This window comes from Azospirillum rugosum (assembly GCF_017876155.1).
Classification (GTDB): domain Bacteria; phylum Pseudomonadota; class Alphaproteobacteria; order Azospirillales; family Azospirillaceae; genus Azospirillum; species Azospirillum rugosum.
Map to the genome: position 1 here is coordinate 73,380 of NZ_JAGINP010000033.1, position 16,276 is coordinate 89,655.

Genomic DNA, 16,276 nt, shown 5'->3' on the forward strand with positions numbered 1-16,276 from the left:
TCGGACCCGCCATGCTGTTGTTGATTGCGGGCCGGAACCAGCAGCGATTTTCGGACCATGCGTGGATATTTCGCCGTCGGCGTCGAACGGATCAGCAAACCCGGCAATGTCGGGAACCTGATGCGCTCCGCCCATGCCTTCGGGGCATCCTTCTTCTTCGCCATCGACCCGGAGCCCGACCTGCGCGAGGCGCGGTTTGTGGACACCTCCGGCGCTGCCGAGCATCTGCCGCTCTACGTCTACGACCGGGTGGCCGACCTGGCCCTGCCCAAGGACTGCCAGCTGGTGGGCGTGGAGCTGACCGAGGACGCGGTGGACCTGCCCAGCTTCCGCCACCCGACCCGCGCCGCCTATGTGCTGGGGCCGGAGCGCGGCAGCCTGTCGGCGCCGTTGCTGGAGCGCTGCGACTTCGTGGTGAAGATCCCCATGAAGTTCTGCATCAACGTCGGCGTGGCCGGTGCGCTGGTGATGTACGACCGCATGATCAGCCTGGGCCGCTTCGCCGAACGCCCCGTGCGCGTCGGCGGCCCGACCGAGCTTCGGCCCGAGCACAAGCACGGCCGGCAGATCATGCGCAACCCGGAACGCCGGCGGCGCATGCGCGGCGAGCAGAAGCCGGTGGTGATCCGCGACGACGAGTGAGTGAGTAAGTGCGAGCCTGTTGCGCGTGGTCCAAAGGCGGCAAAGGGTAAAACCACGAAGGCACAAAGGACACAAAGAACGTCACAAAGGGGCGCCGGCATTGACAACGCTTGCGTTGGAATCTCGGAACTCCTTTGTGAAAATCTTTGTGTCCTTTGTGCCTTCGTGGTGAATCCCCTTCAACCCGTCAGAACTTCACGAACGGGTTCAGGATCAGCCCGAGCGCGCCGGTGAAGCGCAGCAGCCCGTCGGTGACGGCCAGGCACAGGCAACCTTCCTCGTCCGCGACCGGGCGGTGGCGGATGGAACCGTCGGCGACGGACAGGTCGCCGCGGCCGAACTGGCCCAGGTCGTCGGTGAAGCCGCCGTCGAGCACCAGCGTCAGCTCGACCCCGCGGTGGGTGTGGTGCGGCGGCCCGACGCCGGGGCCGAGCCGCATCAGCCGCGCCTTGGACCGGCCACCCGGCGGGCCGGACAGGGGGATGTCGCAGCAGTCCATGCCCCGCATCAGCCGCGTCCAGGGCAGGCGCGACAGATCGTCGCCGACGTAGCGGCGCAGCGGTTCCGGGATCAGCGGCACGGGAATCGGCTTCGGCGGGCGCACCGGGGCGGCCGCGCGCGGCAGCGGCGGATGCTCGTCCAGCCGGGCCAGCACGGCCTCCAGGCTCGCGGGGTCTACCGCCTCCGGCTCGATCTCCTCCAGCAGCGCGCCGCCGACGGCCTCCATCTCCGCGACGTTCAGGCGGCAGCAAGGGCACAGGGCGAGATGCGTGGCGACGGCGAGCGACACCGCCTCGTCCAGCGCCCCGCCGGCGTAGTCGATCAGCAGCGTGTCGCCGGGATGGTGGGTCGGCACGGTCATGCGGTGTCCCTCAGGGCCTTGCGCAGGCGTTCCATGGCCAGGCGCAGGCGCGACTTTACGGTGCCGAGCGGGATCCCGCGCTCCGCGGAAATCACGCTGTGGGGCTTATCCTCGAAATAGGCAAGCCGGAGCAGTTCCGCTTGCTCCGGCGGCAAATCCTTCAAGGCCGCCCGCAGGCGGCCGGCGGATTCCTGGGTTTCCAGGCGCCGGTCGGCGCTCTCCGGCCGGTCAGGCACCAGGGCCGGGACGAGCGCCGGGTCGTCGGGGTCGATCTCCGGCCGCTGCTCCCGTCGCAGGACGTCGATTCGCTTGTTGCGGGCGATGGTGAAGACCCAGGTGCTGGCCGAGGCCTGCGCCGGGTCGTAGGTCTCGGCGCGGCGCCAGACCAGAAGCATCACCTCCTGCACCAGCTCCTCCGCCCCCGCGGCGTCGCAGCCCTGACGGCGCAGATAGGCCTTCAGCCGCGGGGCGAAATGGCCGAACAGCGCCGCGAAGGCGGCGCGGTCCCGCTCCCGCCCGACCGCGAGCAGCCGGTCTTCGAGCGTCTGGTCCGATCCGGTGTCTGGAGAACCGATGTCCTGCATCGGCGCATTCAAGGGGAACAGCGCGCGCGGCACAAGGGGCAGCACATGGGGACGGGTGCGCAGCCCCTCGGCAAAGCGCGGGTCCGGGCGTCGCAGGGCGGTCGGTGTCTTGGCGGCGGTTCGGGTCACGTGGCTTGTACGCGGCCGTGGCCTCGGTGGATCACCGGCATCGGCACACCCAAATCGATCGAGGGAGTCGCAACCTTCGTTTCCGGCCGTCGTCCAACCTTGGATTCGCGCACCGAATTGGGGTAGTGTCCGGGTCGCTTCCGAACCCCTCCCGCAAAACCATTCGAGCGTTCGCCCAACGATGTTGCCTGTCCGCACCATCTGCCGCGCCGCCGGCGCCGCGCTGGCCCTGGCCTGCCCTATCCTGGTCGCAACGGCCACCACGGCGGGGGCGGCCGACCCGCGCCTGCTCGGCACCTTCAAGGACTGGAACGCCTTCGCGTTCGACGAAAGCGGGCACAAGGTCTGCTACGTCTCCAGCCAGCCCAAGAAGAAGGAGCCGGCCACCGCCAAGCGCGGCGACATCTACGTGCTGGTGACGCACCGCCCGGCCGAGAAGACGCTGGATGTGGTCAGCTTCATCGCCGGCTATTCCTACAAGAAGGACGCCGACACGGTGGTGGAGGTCGGCGGCAAGACCTTCAAGCTGTTCAACGAGGGCGAGACCGCCTGGGCCCGCGACTCCGACACGGACAAGGCGGTCACCGCCGCCCTGCGCGACGCCAAGGGCAAGCCGATGGTGGTGAAGGGCATCTCCGCCCGCGGCACCAAGACCACCGACACCTACAGCACCGACGGCGCCGCCCAGGCTCTGGACGCCATCAACAAGGCCTGCGACGTCAAGCGCTGACGGCAACCCTGCCGGCAAATGACAAGCGCCCAGCGAATTGCTGGGTTTCTCAGCGCTTCGTCTTTTGACTCTTTCCGCTCATGGCCCTATCTAGGGGGCCATGAGCGCCTCCAACCATGCTGCTGCCTTTGCCCTGCCGGCGACCGACGCCGACGGACGCAAGAACCTTGTCGGCCTGTCCCGCGACGAGCTGGAAGCCGAAATGCTGTCCATCGACCTGGAAAAGTTCCGGGCCCGCCAGCTCTGGCACTGGATCTACCACCGCGGAGCCACCGACTTCGCGGTGATGACCACGCTCGCCAAGCCGGTGCGCGAGAAGCTGGCCGAGAGCTACGCCGTGGCCCGGCCGACCATGGTGCGCGACCTGAAGTCGGTGGACGGCACGCGCAAGTGGCTGCTGCGCATGCCCGACGGGCAGGAGGTGGAGAGCGTTCATATTCCGGAGGAAGACCGCGGCACGCTCTGCGTCTCCTCCCAGGTCGGCTGCACGCTGACCTGCCGCTTCTGCCACACCGGCACGCAGCGCTTGGTGCGCAACCTCGACGCCTCGGAAATCGTGGCGCAGGTCATGCTGGCCCGCGACGCGCTCGGCGAATGGCCGGCCCCGCCGGACGGGCGCATGATCTCCAACATCGTCATGATGGGGATGGGCGAGCCGCTCTTTAACTACGAGAACGTCGCCAAGGCGCTGAAGATCGTCATGGACGGCGACGGCATCTCCATCTCCAAGCGGCGCATCACCCTGTCCACCTCGGGCGTCGTCCCGGCCATGAAGCGTTGCGGGGAGGAGCTGAACGTCAACCTCGCCGTCAGCCTGCACGCGGTGACCGACGAGCTGCGCGACATCATCATGCCCATCAACCGGAAGTATCCGTTGAAGGAGCTGATGGACGCCTGCCGCAACTACCCGGGCCTGAACAACGCGCGGCGCATCACCTTCGAATATGTGATGCTGAAGGGCATCAACGACAGCCCGGCCGACGCGCGGGCTCTGGTGAAGCTGCTGGACGGCATCCCGTCGAAGATCAACCTGATCCCCTTCAACCCCTGGCCGGGCGCGCCGTACGAGCGCTCCACCGACAAGGCGATCCAGGTGTTTGGCGACATCGTCAACAACGCCGGCTACGCCAGCCCGGTGCGGACGACCCGCGGCGAGGACATCATGGCCGCCTGCGGCCAGCTGAAGAGCGCGTCCGTGCGCCTGTCCGCCGCCGACCGCGCGGCGATCGAGAAGGTGCTGGCGGAAAAGGACGCGGCGCTGGTCGGGTAAGGCGCTTCTCCCCTCTCCCTGCCCCGGCGGGAGAGGGGTATAGTGCCACGCCCGTGTCTTCAGGAGATCCCCCGTGCCCGCCTTCGCCGTCGACCCCGGCTTGATCCTGTTCCTGTTCAACGCCGTGGCCGTCTGGCCGTTGATGCGCATCTTCCGGCGGGCCGGATTCTCGCCCTGGTGGGCGCTGGTGATCTTCGTGCCGGTGATCGGGCTGGTCGCCGTGCTGGGCTTCCTCACGTTTCGGCGCTGGCCGGCGCGCATCGCCGTCGACCCGCCCGCCCCGACGCGCAAGGCGCGGAGGACCGCGTGATGGAAGCCGCCATGGAATCCGTTGTCGGCGTCCTGAACGCCATTTACTGGCAGCCCTGGGCGGCGATCATGTCCACCGACCCGTGGACGTCGAACCTCGTCATGGCGATCCTGCTGATGCTGAAGCTGGTCTTCGGCGGCTGGCTGCTCGCCAAGGGAGGGCGCAGCCCGCTGTGGGCGCTGGTGCTGCTGATCAACGGCGCCGACATCCTGGCGCTGTGGATCTACGCCTACATCCGCTGGCCGTTCGTGGACCGGAAGCCGGCCGAACCGGTGGCCGCCGACGCCGCAACGGATTGATTCGCATCGGTCGTAGGGCTACTGTCCCGCACCGACATCTTTCTCCATCCGCGTGAGTAGTCCCATGAGCGGCGCGTCCGGCAAACAGATCAAGAAAGTGGTGCTCGCCTATTCGGGCGGCCTCGACACCTCGGTCATCCTGAAGTGGCTGCAGGAGACCTATCAATGCGAGGTGGTGACCTTCACCGCCGACCTCGGCCAGGGCGAGGAGCTGGAGCCGGCGCGCAAGAAGGCCGAGCTTCTGGGCATCAAGCCGGAGAACATCTTCATCGACGACCTGCGCGAGGAATTCGTGCGGGACTTCGTCTTCCCGATGTTCCGCGCCAACACCCTCTATGAGGGCACCTACCTGCTCGGCACCTCGATCGCCCGGCCGCTGATCGCCAAGCGCCAGATCGAGATCGCCAACCAGGTCGGCGCCGACGCGGTCGCCCACGGCGCCACCGGCAAGGGCAACGACCAGGTGCGGTTCGAGCTGGGCTATTACGCCCTGCGTCCGGACATCAAGATCATCGCCCCCTGGCGCGAGTGGGACCTGAACAGCCGCACCCGGCTGATCGACTACGCCGAGAAGAACCAGATTCCGATCGCCAAGGACAAGCGCGGCGAGGCGCCCTACTCCACCGACGCCAACCTCCTGCACATCTCCTACGAGGGGAAGGCGCTGGAGGATCCGTGGGTCGAGCCGTTCGAGGACATGTTCACCCGCTCCGTCGCGCCGGAGAAGGCCCCGGACACCCCGACCTACGTCGAGGTCGAGTTCAAGCGCGGCGACGCGGTCGCCATCGACGGCAAGGCCCTGTCGCCGGCGGCCCTGCTGACCGAGCTGAACCGGCTGGGCGGCGAGAACGGCATCGGCCGCCTCGACCTCGTCGAGAACCGCTACGTCGGCATGAAGTCGCGCGGCGTGTACGAGACGCCGGGCGGCACCATCCTGCTGGCGGCCCACCGCGCCATGGAGAGCATCACGCTCGACCGCGGCGCCGGCCACCTGAAGGATGAGCTGATGCCGCGCTATGCGGAGCTGATCTACTGCGGCTATTGGTTCAGCCCGGAGCGTCTGGCGCTCCAGGCGCTGATCGACCAGACGCAGGAGACGGTGAACGGCGTCGTCCGCCTGAAGCTGTTCAAGGGCAACGTCACGGTGGTCGGCCGCAAGTCGCCGAACAGCCTCTACCGCATGGACTACGTGACCTTCGAGGAAGACAGCGTCTACAACCAGAAGGACGCGGAAGGCTTCATCAAGCTGAACGCGCTCCGTCTGCGCCTGGGCGCCATGGCCCGCGCCAAGGTCTGATTCGTCGCGCGAACCGATGTGTTTGGAACGAGGGGGCTCCGGCTCCCTCGTTTCGTTTCCGGATTGGTTTCCTGGTGACGATGTTGGGTTGCGCTTCGCTCCACCCAACCTACGAAAAAGTGTTTCGCGTAGGTTGGGTGGAGCGAAGCGCAACCCAACAATCAATGCCTACCGCAAATCCTTGAACCGTTCCGTCGCCTGGACCAGCGCGGCGCGGATTCCCGGCTCCATGGCGGAGTGGCCGGCGTCCGGCACCACGCGGTAGTCGGCCTCCGGCCAGGCGCGGCGCAGCTCGTCGGCGGTGGAGATCGGGCAGACGATGTCGTAGCGGCCCTGGATGATCGCGCCCGGCAGGTGGCGGATGCGGTGAAGGTCGCGCAGCAGCTTGTCTTCCGGCGTGAAGCGGTTGGACCGGAAGTAATGCGCCTCGATGCGGGCGAGGCCCAGCGCGTGGGTGTCCTCGGCACTCGTCGCGATCAGCTCCGGCGAGGGCAGCAGCGAGGAGCAGGAGCCCTCATACATGCTCCAGGTCCGCGCGGCCGCCATGCGCGTGGCCGAATCGGGCGCGTCGAGCCGCTTCCAGTAGGCCTCCAGCAGGTCGCCGCGCTCCTCCGCCGGGATGTGCCCGACGAAGGAGGCCCAGGCTTCCGGGAAGATCGTGCGCATCGAATAGAGGAACCAGTCGATCTCCGACTTCCGCATCAGGAAGATGCCGCGCAGGATCAGGCCCAGGCAGCGTTCCGGATGGGTCTGCGCGTAGGCCAGCGCCAGGGTCGACCCCCAGGAGCCGCCGAACAGCAGCCAGCGCTCGACCCCCAGTTGGCGGCGCAGGCGCTCCGCGTCCTCCACCAGCAGCTCCGTGCTGTTGCGCCGGACCTCGCCGAGCGGAGTGGAGCGGCCGGCCCCGCGCTGGTCCATGATGATGATCCGGTAATGGCCGGGATCGAAGAAGCGCCGGTGCGTGGGCGAGGCCCCCGCCCCCGGCCCGCCGTGCAGGAACAGCACCGGCACGCCGCGCGGATTGCCCGACTGCTCCCAATACAGCGTGTGGATGTCGTCGACGGGAAGGAAACCGGTCTGGAACGGGTCGATGGGCGGAAAAAGCTCGCTGCGGGGCATGGGGCGGTCCTGTGAATCCAGCCGGTCCAGTGTAGGGCCCGAGCTTCCGTTCCGCCACTGGCACGCGCGACCTACGACGATCGAACGCCGATCCCGAGGCTCAGTCCGCGTCCTCGTCGTCCGGATCGCTCACGGATGGCGGCGGTTCGGCCGGTGGGGCGATGGACACCTTGGGCGCAGGCGTGCGGGAGTCGTCCAGCCGTTCGATTTGCTCGGGGTGCGTCGCCTCGATCATCGGGCCGCTGCGCAGCCCCACCCAGCCGCGCACGCGGACGCGCCGCCCCTCGTAGGACAGCGGGTCGATGCCCGCTTGCGTAAAGGCGCGGAAGGCGACGCGCCCGATGTGGACGGTGACGTCGGTGCGCCAGTCCTCGCCGAAGTCCAGGTAGGCCTCGCTGCCCGCCTTGGTGACGCGCAGCACCCGCCCCTCCAGGATCTGGAAGCTGTCGCGGTCGCGGGCCACCATGTCCGGGTCATCGGCCGGGCGCACGCCATAGGCGCGCGTGCGCCAGATGCCGAGGCCGGCGGCGCGGGCGGCGTCCTCCGCCGCCAGCATCTCGCGGGCCAGCGCGCGTCCATCTGGCTGGTTGGCCGGCTGGGTGTGCACGCGGGCAAGGCCGCGCGCCAGCAGGGCGCCCTGCAGCCACAGCCCGTCGTCCCTCTGCAGCTGCGCCACGAGTCGCCCGTGCCGGTCGGTCCGCGCCTCCCCGCGCGGGCTCAGGTTGCGGCCAAGCGCAAGCTCCGCCAAGGCGGTCGTCGCCGCCTCGGCCAGCGGCCAGCGTGTCCCCGGCGCGGCGTTCGGGGGCGGTTTCGCAGCCTCGATTCCCGCCAACCGCAGGCGGCGTCCGTCCTCCAGCTCCAGCGTGTCGCCGTCGATCACCCCGGCGGCGCGCAGCCGCTGCGCCGCGGCCTCGGCGGGCGCGAGGGTCATCAGCAGCAGGGCGAGGAGGACGGACGGAAGGGAGCGGGTCATGACCCATCAACGGAGGGAACAACCCGGCCACGGCCGAGTTTGTTTGGAAGGACAGTCCTTACCGGTATGACGCGCCATGACGAACCAACGCAAGCCGACCGTCGCCGCCCCCCTGCGCCGAATCGCCGCCGCGTTGCTGGCGGTCTTACTGGCCATTGTCTTGGGTGGCGGAACCGCCGCGCCGCCCGCCCGCGCCCAGCTGCTGGGCGGGTCCAGCGAGGAGGCGCTGGGCGCGCAGGAGCACCCGAAGATCCTGGCCCAGTTCGGCGGGGCCTACAAGGACCAGCGGCTCCAGGCCTACATCGACCGGCTCGGCAAACGGATGGCCGCGCAGACCGACCGCAAGGGCCCCTGGACCTTCACCGTGCTGGACAGCGACGTGGTGAACGCCTTCGCCCTGCCCGGCGGCTACATCTACGTCACCCGCGGCCTGCTTGCGCTCGCCAAGGACGAGGCGGAGGTCGCCGGCGTCCTGGGGCACGAGATCGGCCACGTCATCGCCCACCACACGCGGGAGCGGCAGACCGGCCAGACCCTCGCCGGCCTGCTGGCGGCGGGCATAGGCCTCGTGCTCGGCAGCCCGGAGCTGGCGCAGCTGGCCAACGTCGGCGGCACCGCCCTGCTCGCCAAATACTCGCGCGGCCAGGAGTCGGAGGCCGACCGGCTGGGCATCGACTATCTGGTGCGCGCCGGCTACGACCCCTTCGCCATGGCGACCTTCCTGGAAACCATGCGCCGCGACAGCCAGTATGAGGGCCTGCGCGCCGGCAAGGGCGCCGGCGAGAGCGGCTTCGACTTCTTCGCCAGCCACCCGCAGACCGAAAGCCGCGTGGAGGAGGCGGCGGCCATCGCCCGCAAGCTGCCCCAGGGCGGCGCGCGGCCGGTCGAGCCCTACATGACCGCCATCGACGGCGTGATCTACGGCGACAGCCCGGAGAACGGATTCGTCCGCGGCCGGACCTTCGCCCACCCCGCGCTCGGCATCGCGTTCGAGGTGCCGCAGGGCTTCAGCCTGCTGAACGGGGCGGAGCAGGTGATCGCCAAGGGCCAGAACGGCGGCGCCATCCTGTTCGACGCCGCCGCCCCGCAGAGATCGCCCGACCCGGCGCGCTACCTGGCCGGCGAGTGGGCGCAGGGGGCCCCGCTGCAAGGCGTACAGTCCTTCTCCGTCAACGGCCTGCCGGCCGCGACGGCGGTGACGCGCGGGGAGACGGACAGCGGCAACGTGGACGTACGGCTGGTCGCCATCCGCGGCGACAACGGGGCCATGTACCGCTTCACCATGCTGTCGCCGAGCGGCGCGCTCGGCCGCTTCGACCCGGCCTTCCAACAGACCGCCAACAGCTTCCGCCGCCTGGGCCGGCAGGAGGCGGCGGCGCTGAAGCCCCGGCGCGTACGCGTGGTGTCCGCGCGCCCCGGCGACAGCGTGGAGGGGTACGTCCGGCAGATGCCGCAGGAGCCCTACGCCGAGGAGCTGTTCCGCATCATCAACGACCTGCCGCCGGGTGCGCCGCTGCGACCGGGCCAGCCGGTGAAGATCATCGCCGGCTGACAGGGTCGCCGTCGGGGCGGGTGACCGTTGGGGGACGCGGCGTGATGGCCAATTGCCGACGGCGGCGTGCGTCTGTACGTTCCGGGGCATGGACGATCACCCCGCACCGCCGAAGACGCCGAAGGCCAGGTTCCGGAAGGCGCGCCACGCACCGCGCGCCTCCGCGCTGGGCCGCCAGCGCCTGCGCCTGCCCATCGCGGCGGTGCTGGTCGCCGGCTTCGGCTCGCTGATGCTTCTGGCGGTGGCCAGCGTCCTGGTCCTGGGGCTGGTCAGCGCCAGCCGGAACACCTTCGCCCTGCTGAACGACCGCGCCGACCTCGCCCTCTCCGGGGTGGAGGTGCGCGTCCGCAACCAGCTGAACCCCGCACGGGACATGGCTCGTTTCGTCGCCGGATTGATGGAGCGGGGGGAGCTGGACCCCAGCGACACGCGCACCCTCCAGGACACGTTGCGCGGCGCGCTGGCCGGCGCCCCCGACGTCACCGGCATCGCCTTCTTCCACCCCGACCGCACGGGCCTGCGCGCCGACCGGCTGGGCAACGAACTGCACATCGTGCGCGAGGATCTGCGCGGCGAGACGACGTCGGTCCCGCCGGAACTGGCCAACGGAGTCGACCGCACCACCGCCGTCTGGGCCGACCCGCTGTGGGCGAAAGAGGCGGGGACCAGCTTCCTGACGCTGTTCCAGCCGGTCCGCCGCAACGGGCGCTACCTGGGGCAGGTGGTGGTGGGCGTGTCGCTGGGCGACCTGTCGCGCTTCCTGGCGACGCTCTACGTCGAACAGGGGCTGAACGCCTTCGTGCTGTTCGACAAGCAGCATGTCCTGGCGCATCCTTCCCTGGCCGGAATGAAGTTCGACTTCTCGAACAAGACCGACGGCCCGCCCCTGCCGACGGTGGACGAGGTCGCCGACCCGGCGCTGTCGGCCCTGTGGGTCTCCGGAAAGCCGGTGCAGGCCCTGAAGAAGCGCATCGAGGGCCGCGTCGTCAGCGTGCTCGACGACGATTATTTCTTCCTGATGCGCAGCATGGCCGGCTATGGCCGGCAGGACTGGACGATCGGCATCAGCTTCCGTTCCAACGAGGTGGGGACGGAGATCCGCCGCCTCTACACGACCGGGCTGGCCGGGCTGGGCATCCTGCTGATCTCGGTGGCGGTGGCGCTGCTGGTGGGCCGGCGCATCAGTGCCCAGGTGGCGCGGCTGGCGGAGGCCGCCGACCAGGTGCGCAGCTTCGACTTCCGCAACATCCCGGAGCTGCCGGACTCCCGCCTGCGCGAACTCGCCCGCGCCAACCGCGCCTTCAACGCCATGGTCGCCGGCCTACGCTGGTTCGAGACCTACGTGCCCAAGGCGCTGGTCCTGCGGCTGATGCACCAGCGCGGCGCCCAGGCCGCCTTCAATTCCGAGGAGCGCGAGGTGACGGTGATGTTCACCGACATCCGCGGCTTCTCCCGCATGGCGGAGCATATGGGGGCCGCCGACACCGCCGCCCTGCTGAACGAGCATTTCACCCAGCTCGCCACCTGCATTGAGGCGGAGGGCGGCACGGTGGACAAGTTCATCGGCGACTCGATCATGGCCTTCTGGGGCGCGCCGGAGGAGCAGCCGGACCACGCCGCCCGCGCGCTGCGCGCCGCCCACGCCATCGCCCGCACCGTCCACGCCGACAACCGCCGGCGCGAAAAAGCCGGACTGCCGCCGATCCGGGTGCGCATCGGCCTGCATTCCGGCTCCGTCGTCGTGGGCAACATCGGCTCGGAAAGCCGGATCAACTACACGATCGTCGGGGACACGGTGAACGTCGCCGCCCGTATCGAGGAGCTGGCTTCCAGCCTCCAGGGCGACAGCGAGGTCATCGTCCTGGCGAGTGCGGCGACCGCCTTCCATGGCGACGGCGCCGCCCCGCTGGACTGCGTCGGCGGCCAACCGTTGCGCGGCCGGAACGGCACCACGGAGGTCTGGCGCGTGTCGCTGGACGCTGATATCGCGGACGCGGACATTGCGGAGGCGGAACAACCCGAGGCCGCGAAGACGTAGGCGGTCTGTTGCCGATGGCGGGCCGCATTTCGGACAAGCGGTCTGAGGAAGGCGGCCCGCCATCGGCAACAGAGCGCCTTATCCCAACCGCACCACGAAGAGCTTCTCCTTGCTCCCCTTCGCCAGAGCCTTGCTTTCGGCGATCGCCGCGTTGACGGTGTCCGGCGTCAGCCGGTGCGGCCCCGGTTCCACCACGACCACGACGCCGCTGGCCGACAGCAGCGGGAACTCGCGCATCGCCCCGTAGCGGTCCTTCGCTGGGAAGCTGCCGGCCTCCCGCGCCGCCGGGTCGTACAGGCTCTCCGCATCGGAGCGGAAGACGGCCACCAGCTCCGCGACATGGGCCAACGCCTCCTCCTCGCCGGTCCCGCTGACCGCGACGAAGAAGTCGTCCCCGCCGATGTGGCCGGCGAAGCCGCCGTCGCAGGACGCCCAGGCCTTCAGCCGCTCGGCGAACATCAGGATGGCGCGGTCGCCTTGGCGGAAGCCGAAGGTGTCGTTGAAGGGCTTGAAGTTGTCGAAGTCCAGATAGGCCAGGACGTGCCGCCGCTCCTGGTCCTCCAGCGCCTGCTCGATGTGGCGGACGATCGCGGCGTTGCCGGGCAGGCGGGTCAGCGGGTTCTGGTCCGCCGCCATCGCCAGGTTGTGCTCGTGCACCAGCCGGATCAGCGCGCCGCTGGACAGGAAGCCCACATACTCCCCGCCCTCGACGATGATGATGCCGTCCGTCGCCTCCTCCGCCGAGAAGGCCCCGATCACCTGGTCGAGCGGGGTGGAGATGTCGCAGACCGGGCTCTTGACCACCAACTCCATCAGCGTGTCGCCCAGCCCCTTGTTGCGCAGCAGCTCGCCGCCGAAGCGGGAATAGACGTAGCGCTTCAGGTCCCGCTCCCGGATCAGGCCCAGCGGGCGGCGCTGGTTGTCCACGATGGGGGCGATGGTCGGGCTGTTGTTGCCGCGGAAATACTCCAGAAGCTCGGTTTTCGGCGAGGTCACGGGCAGCGGCGGCTGCCGCTCGATCACCTCCGACAGGCGAAGGTGCACGTCGCTCGGCTTGCGGCGGTCCTTGCGGTTCAGGTCCTCGATCAGGTCGTAGCGCTCCGGGATCGCGCGCAGGCCCAGGGCGGGCCGCGCGATCAGGTAGCCCTGCGCGAAGTCGCAGCCGAGGTCGCGGCAGGTGTAGAATTCCTTCTCCGTCTCCACCCCCTCGGCGATGATCAGGATGCCGAGCGCGTGGGCGTAGCTGACCAGCGCGGTGGCGATGGCGCGCTTGCGCGTGTCCTGGTCGATGCCGGCGACGAAGTAGCGGTCGATCTTCACATAGTCGGGCTTCGACTCGTACAGCAGCCGCAGCCCGGCGTAGCCCACCCCGAAGTCGTCCAGCGCCACGCCGACGCCGGCGTGCCGGTAGCGCTCGATGGCCTGCTCGATGGTCGAGTCCGGCCGCAGCTCCCGCCGTTCGGAGATCTCCAGGCTGACGTTCAGCCGCCGGTCGGCCGGCAGGCCGAGCCAGGGGGAGCCCGGGGTGCCGACAACGCGCGAGTCGATGTTCAGGAACAGCTTCGCGGCCTGCCAGCCGTCCAGCGCGCGGAAGGCCTCCACCGCCTTGGCGTGCAGCGCGCACTCCACCTCCGCCAGCACGCCCTGCACGCAGGCGGCGTCCAGCAGCTCGTGCGGGTCGGCGAAGGGGGTGCGGTCCACCCCGCGCAGCAGCGCCTCCATCCCGTGGCACCGGCCGGAACGCATCTGCACGATGGGCTGGAAGGCGTAGTCCAGCCTGTCCAGCACCCGGCTCCAATCCGAAGGCAGCACCGGTCCCGGCGCGCATCCCGGCGGGATGGCGCGGCCATGGAATTGGAGGCCGTGCGACTGAAACTCGCGGCTGTCCTTCGCGTCCAGGGAAAGCCAGGTCATGGGTCTTGCGAGCCGTCTGTTGGGCGCACCCCGCACGGGTGCCATGGTCTTGTACCAGATCCAGTTTTCGGTTTTGTGACTCCGGTCTCGGCCTTTCAGCCTCGCTCCTTCGGCCGATCCAAAATGCCCTTCGCCCAGCGGCACCGGATTGCGCTATACGGGTGCGCTTCTCACGCAGCGGAGGTCAGCGGGGCATGAAGGTCGGCATCGACATGGGAACGACCATGACGGCGGGGGCGGCGGGGACGCCCGCGATGCTCGATCTTGAGGAGCTGCTCGCGACCCGCCTTTTGGTCCAGGGCAACTCCGGCTCCGGCAAATCGCACCTGCTGCGCCGCTTGGTGGAGCAGAGCGCCCGCTGGGTCCAGCAGGCGATCATCGACCCGGAAGGCGACTTCGTCACGCTGGCGGAGCGCTTCGGCCACATCGTCGTGGACGCCGACGAGCACACGGAGGCAGCCCTCCAGAGCGTCGCCGCCCGCGTGCGCCAGCACCGCGTCTCCGTCGTCCTGAACCTGGAGGGGCTGGACGCGGAGATGCAGATGCGGCACGCCGCCGCCTTCCTCGGCGGTCTGTTCGACGCCGACCGCGACCATTGGTACCCGATGCTGGTCGTGGTGGACGAGGCGCAGCTGTTCGCCCCCTCGGCCGCCGGCGAGGTGTCGGACGAGGCGCGCAAGGTCTCGCTCGGCGCCATGACCAACCTGATGTGCCGCGGCCGCAAGCGCGGCCTGGCCGGCGTGATCGCGACCCAGCGCCTCGCCAAGCTCGCCAAGAACGTGGCGGCGGAGGCGTCGAACTTCCTGATGGGCCGCACCTTCCTCGACATCGACATGGCGCGCGCCGCCGACCTGCTGGGCATGGAGCGCCGGACGGCGGAGATGTTCCGCGACCTGGAGCGCGGGCATTTCATCGCGCTCGGCCCCGCCATGTCGCGCCGCCCGCTGCCGCTGCGCATCGGCGCCGTGGAGACTCAAGGGCGTGCCGGCAGCCCGAAGCTGATGCCGCTGCCCGACACCCCGCTGGAGGACGCGCGCGAGCTGATCTTCAAGCCCGGGGAGCCGGAGCCGCCGCGTATGCCCGTGCGCCGCCCCTCGACCTCGGCGAGCGCCGACCTGCTGGCCCAGTTGTCCCGCCCGCGCCCCTTCGTGGAGCCCGCCGCCCCCGACGAGCCCGTCATCGCACCGCCCGCCGAGGAGCCGGAAACCGCGGACCAGGCCGCCGAACGGCAGGCCGCCTACGAGGCGGTGCTGGGCGAGGTGCTGGCCGATCCGGAGGCGCCCTACCGTTCCATCGCCGTGCTCTACCAGGACTTCCTGGTGCGCTGCCGCAGCCGCGACGTGAGGGGCGAGCTGCTGGAACTGCCGGCCTTCCGCCGCAAGCTCGCCGCCGCCCGCGCCGGGGCCGGCCAGGGCACGGAGGAGAATCCCGCCTGGGAGAAGGCGACGCAGGTGGCGGGCACCCTGCCGGAGGACATCCAGGTCGTCTTCCTGCTGCTGGCCCGCGCCGCGCTGGACCACCTGCCCTGCCCGTCCGACGCCGACGTCGCCCGCGCCTGTGGCAGCCGGTCGCGCGGCCGTGCGCGGCGCCTGCTGACCTACATGGAGCAGCGCGGCTTCATCGCGACGCGCGGCGGCCTCGGCAACACCCGCAGCATCGTCTTGCCCGCGCTGGGCTGGGAAACGGCCCTTGGCGATCCCAACGCGGACGACACGCCGGAATCCCCGGGCGGCGACGACCTGTTCGCCTCGGTTTGAACCGCCTACGCGTCGTCGGGTTCGACTCCGGCGGCGAGCGCGTGGGCGAGCCGGGCCGCGGCCGCCACGACCGCCATCGCCTCCCCGGCCTTGGCGGTCACGCGCGCCATCCCCTCCGGCGTGGGGCGGTAGAGGTCCGGATGGGGCAGCCGCTCCACGACGTCCCAGACCGGAATGGCCCCCGTTGGGTCCCAGATCTCGCAGACCTCCGGGTTCGGGCGCCGCGCCACCCAGGCCCGCTCGGCGTTGCCCTCGGCCCGAAAGCGGACGCCAAAGAAACGGCTCGCCGCCATCGCCCCGATCGCCGCGATCAGGTCGCCGTCGGCATCCGGACAGCGCTCGGCGAGCGCGGCGCGCAACGCCTCGGCCAAGGCGCGGCGGTCGTCGTGATGGGGAAGTCCGTCGGGGTCGGTTCTCATGGTCCGCGATGGTAAGCCACCCGCGGCGCGCCGCAACGGGCGCGATGTCGCAAGCCCCAACGAAGGGGGAGGGATTTCCGCCCCCCTTCGCCACGCCGCTCAATCCCCTCCCCGCCGAAGGTGGGGGAGGGTTAGGGTGGGGGCCCAACGCCCGGCGCTTTCCGGTCCAGCCAGAGCGAACACACGAAAAGCCGGCGCTCCTGAGGGGAGCACCGGCTTTTCGTGTGTTCGTGAAGACGTGCGTAAGTGACGATGCTGTATGAAGCGCGTCCAAGCGGCTGGCTTGGGCGTGTGCCGTGGTGACCTGGCGGCGACCTACTCTCCCACGTCTTGAGACGCAGTACCATCGGCGCTGAGGCGTTTCACGGCCGAGTTCGGAAT

The 16,276-nt window shown here is 69.8% G+C and carries 15 protein-coding genes and 1 rRNA gene; 9 read left to right on the top strand and 7 right to left on the bottom strand.

Annotation, left to right across the window (positions count from 1 at the left end; genetic code table 11):
• Positions 1–57: 57 nt before the first annotated feature.
• On the top strand, positions 58–642 hold the full coding sequence (locus J2851_RS32140; RefSeq protein ID WP_209772076.1) for an RNA methyltransferase: 585 nt from the start codon (positions 58–60) through the stop codon (positions 640–642).
• Between the two features lie 187 nt (positions 643–829).
• Here J2851_RS32140 and J2851_RS32145 read toward each other — a convergent pair whose 3' ends face one another.
• Both J2851_RS32145 and J2851_RS32150 read right to left on the bottom strand, forming a co-directional pair.
• Positions 830–1,504, bottom strand: coding sequence for a ChrR family anti-sigma-E factor (locus J2851_RS32145; RefSeq protein ID WP_209772078.1), 675 nt, complete (start codon positions 1,502–1,504; stop codon positions 830–832).
• Entirely contained in the window at positions 1,501–2,088 is a 588-nt protein-coding gene (locus J2851_RS32150; protein WP_209772123.1) for a sigma-70 family RNA polymerase sigma factor, read from the bottom strand. Before J2851_RS32150 ends, J2851_RS32145 begins: the two co-directional genes overlap by 4 nt.
• A 310-nt stretch (positions 2,089–2,398) precedes the next feature.
• Between J2851_RS32150 and J2851_RS32155 the strand changes: the two genes are divergently transcribed.
• The 5 genes from J2851_RS32155 to J2851_RS32175 all read left to right on the top strand — a co-directional run bounded on the left by J2851_RS32155 (position 2,399) and on the right by J2851_RS32175 (position 6,123).
• Positions 2,399–2,947, top strand: a complete 549-nt coding sequence (locus J2851_RS32155) for an invasion associated locus B family protein (protein ID WP_209772080.1) — start codon at positions 2,399–2,401, stop codon at positions 2,945–2,947.
• A 100-nt stretch (positions 2,948–3,047) separates the two neighbouring features.
• Entirely contained in the window at positions 3,048–4,217 is a 1,170-nt protein-coding gene (gene rlmN / locus J2851_RS32160; RefSeq protein ID WP_209772082.1) for a dual-specificity RNA methyltransferase RlmN, read from the top strand.
• A 73-nt stretch (positions 4,218–4,290) separates the two neighbouring features.
• The gene (locus tag J2851_RS32165; RefSeq protein WP_209772084.1) at positions 4,291–4,527 is read left to right on the top strand and encodes a DUF805 domain-containing protein; all 237 of its coding nucleotides are present in this window, start codon (positions 4,291–4,293) and stop codon (positions 4,525–4,527) included.
• Positions 4,527–4,826 (top strand): hypothetical protein, encoded by a 300-nt coding sequence (locus J2851_RS32170; RefSeq protein ID WP_209772085.1) that lies wholly within the window; start codon positions 4,527–4,529, stop codon positions 4,824–4,826. Before J2851_RS32165 ends, J2851_RS32170 begins: the two co-directional genes overlap by 1 nt.
• Positions 4,827–4,890: 64 nt before the next feature.
• The gene (locus tag J2851_RS32175; RefSeq protein ID WP_209772087.1) at positions 4,891–6,123 is read left to right on the top strand and encodes an argininosuccinate synthase; all 1,233 of its coding nucleotides are present in this window, start codon (positions 4,891–4,893) and stop codon (positions 6,121–6,123) included.
• Between the two features lie 168 nt (positions 6,124–6,291).
• On the opposite strand, the gene pip is transcribed toward J2851_RS32175, so the two are convergent.
• Complete coding sequence (pip, locus tag J2851_RS32180) at positions 6,292–7,242, bottom strand: prolyl aminopeptidase (RefSeq protein ID WP_209772090.1); 951 nt, start codon at positions 7,240–7,242, stop codon at positions 6,292–6,294.
• Positions 7,243–7,342: 100 nt separating this feature from the next.
• Positions 7,343–8,215 carry a thermonuclease family protein gene (locus J2851_RS32185; RefSeq protein ID WP_209772092.1) on the bottom strand — a complete coding sequence of 291 codons (873 nt, stop codon included), beginning with the start codon at positions 8,213–8,215 and terminating at the stop codon, positions 7,343–7,345.
• A 76-nt stretch (positions 8,216–8,291) separates the two neighbouring features.
• Here J2851_RS32185 and J2851_RS32190 point away from each other — a divergent pair, with 76 nt between their 5' ends.
• Together J2851_RS32190 and J2851_RS32195 are read left to right on the top strand one after the other, a co-directional pair.
• The gene (locus tag J2851_RS32190) at positions 8,292–9,767 is read left to right on the top strand and encodes a M48 family metalloprotease (protein WP_209772095.1); all 1,476 of its coding nucleotides are present in this window, start codon (positions 8,292–8,294) and stop codon (positions 9,765–9,767) included.
• A gap of 88 nt (positions 9,768–9,855) precedes the next feature.
• The gene (locus tag J2851_RS32195; protein ID WP_209772098.1) at positions 9,856–11,805 is read left to right on the top strand and encodes an adenylate/guanylate cyclase domain-containing protein; all 1,950 of its coding nucleotides are present in this window, start codon (positions 9,856–9,858) and stop codon (positions 11,803–11,805) included.
• Between the two features lie 78 nt (positions 11,806–11,883).
• Here the strand turns inward: J2851_RS32195 and J2851_RS32200 are convergent, their stop codons facing one another.
• Positions 11,884–13,719 (bottom strand): bifunctional diguanylate cyclase/phosphodiesterase, encoded by a 1,836-nt coding sequence (locus tag J2851_RS32200; protein ID WP_209772101.1) that lies wholly within the window; start codon positions 13,717–13,719, stop codon positions 11,884–11,886.
• A gap of 194 nt (positions 13,720–13,913) precedes the next feature.
• On the opposite strand from J2851_RS32200, the gene J2851_RS32205 reads away from it, so the two are divergent.
• Positions 13,914–15,476, top strand: a complete 1,563-nt coding sequence (locus J2851_RS32205) for a helicase HerA domain-containing protein (RefSeq protein WP_209772104.1) — start codon at positions 13,914–13,916, stop codon at positions 15,474–15,476.
• A 5-nt stretch (positions 15,477–15,481) separates the two neighbouring features.
• On the opposite strand, the gene J2851_RS32210 is transcribed toward J2851_RS32205, so the two are convergent.
• Positions 15,482–15,895, bottom strand: coding sequence for a hypothetical protein (locus J2851_RS32210; protein WP_209772106.1), 414 nt, complete (start codon positions 15,893–15,895; stop codon positions 15,482–15,484).
• A 302-nt stretch (positions 15,896–16,197) separates the two neighbouring features.
• Positions 16,198–16,276, bottom strand: a 5S ribosomal RNA gene (gene rrf / locus J2851_RS36775); the annotation flags it as partial.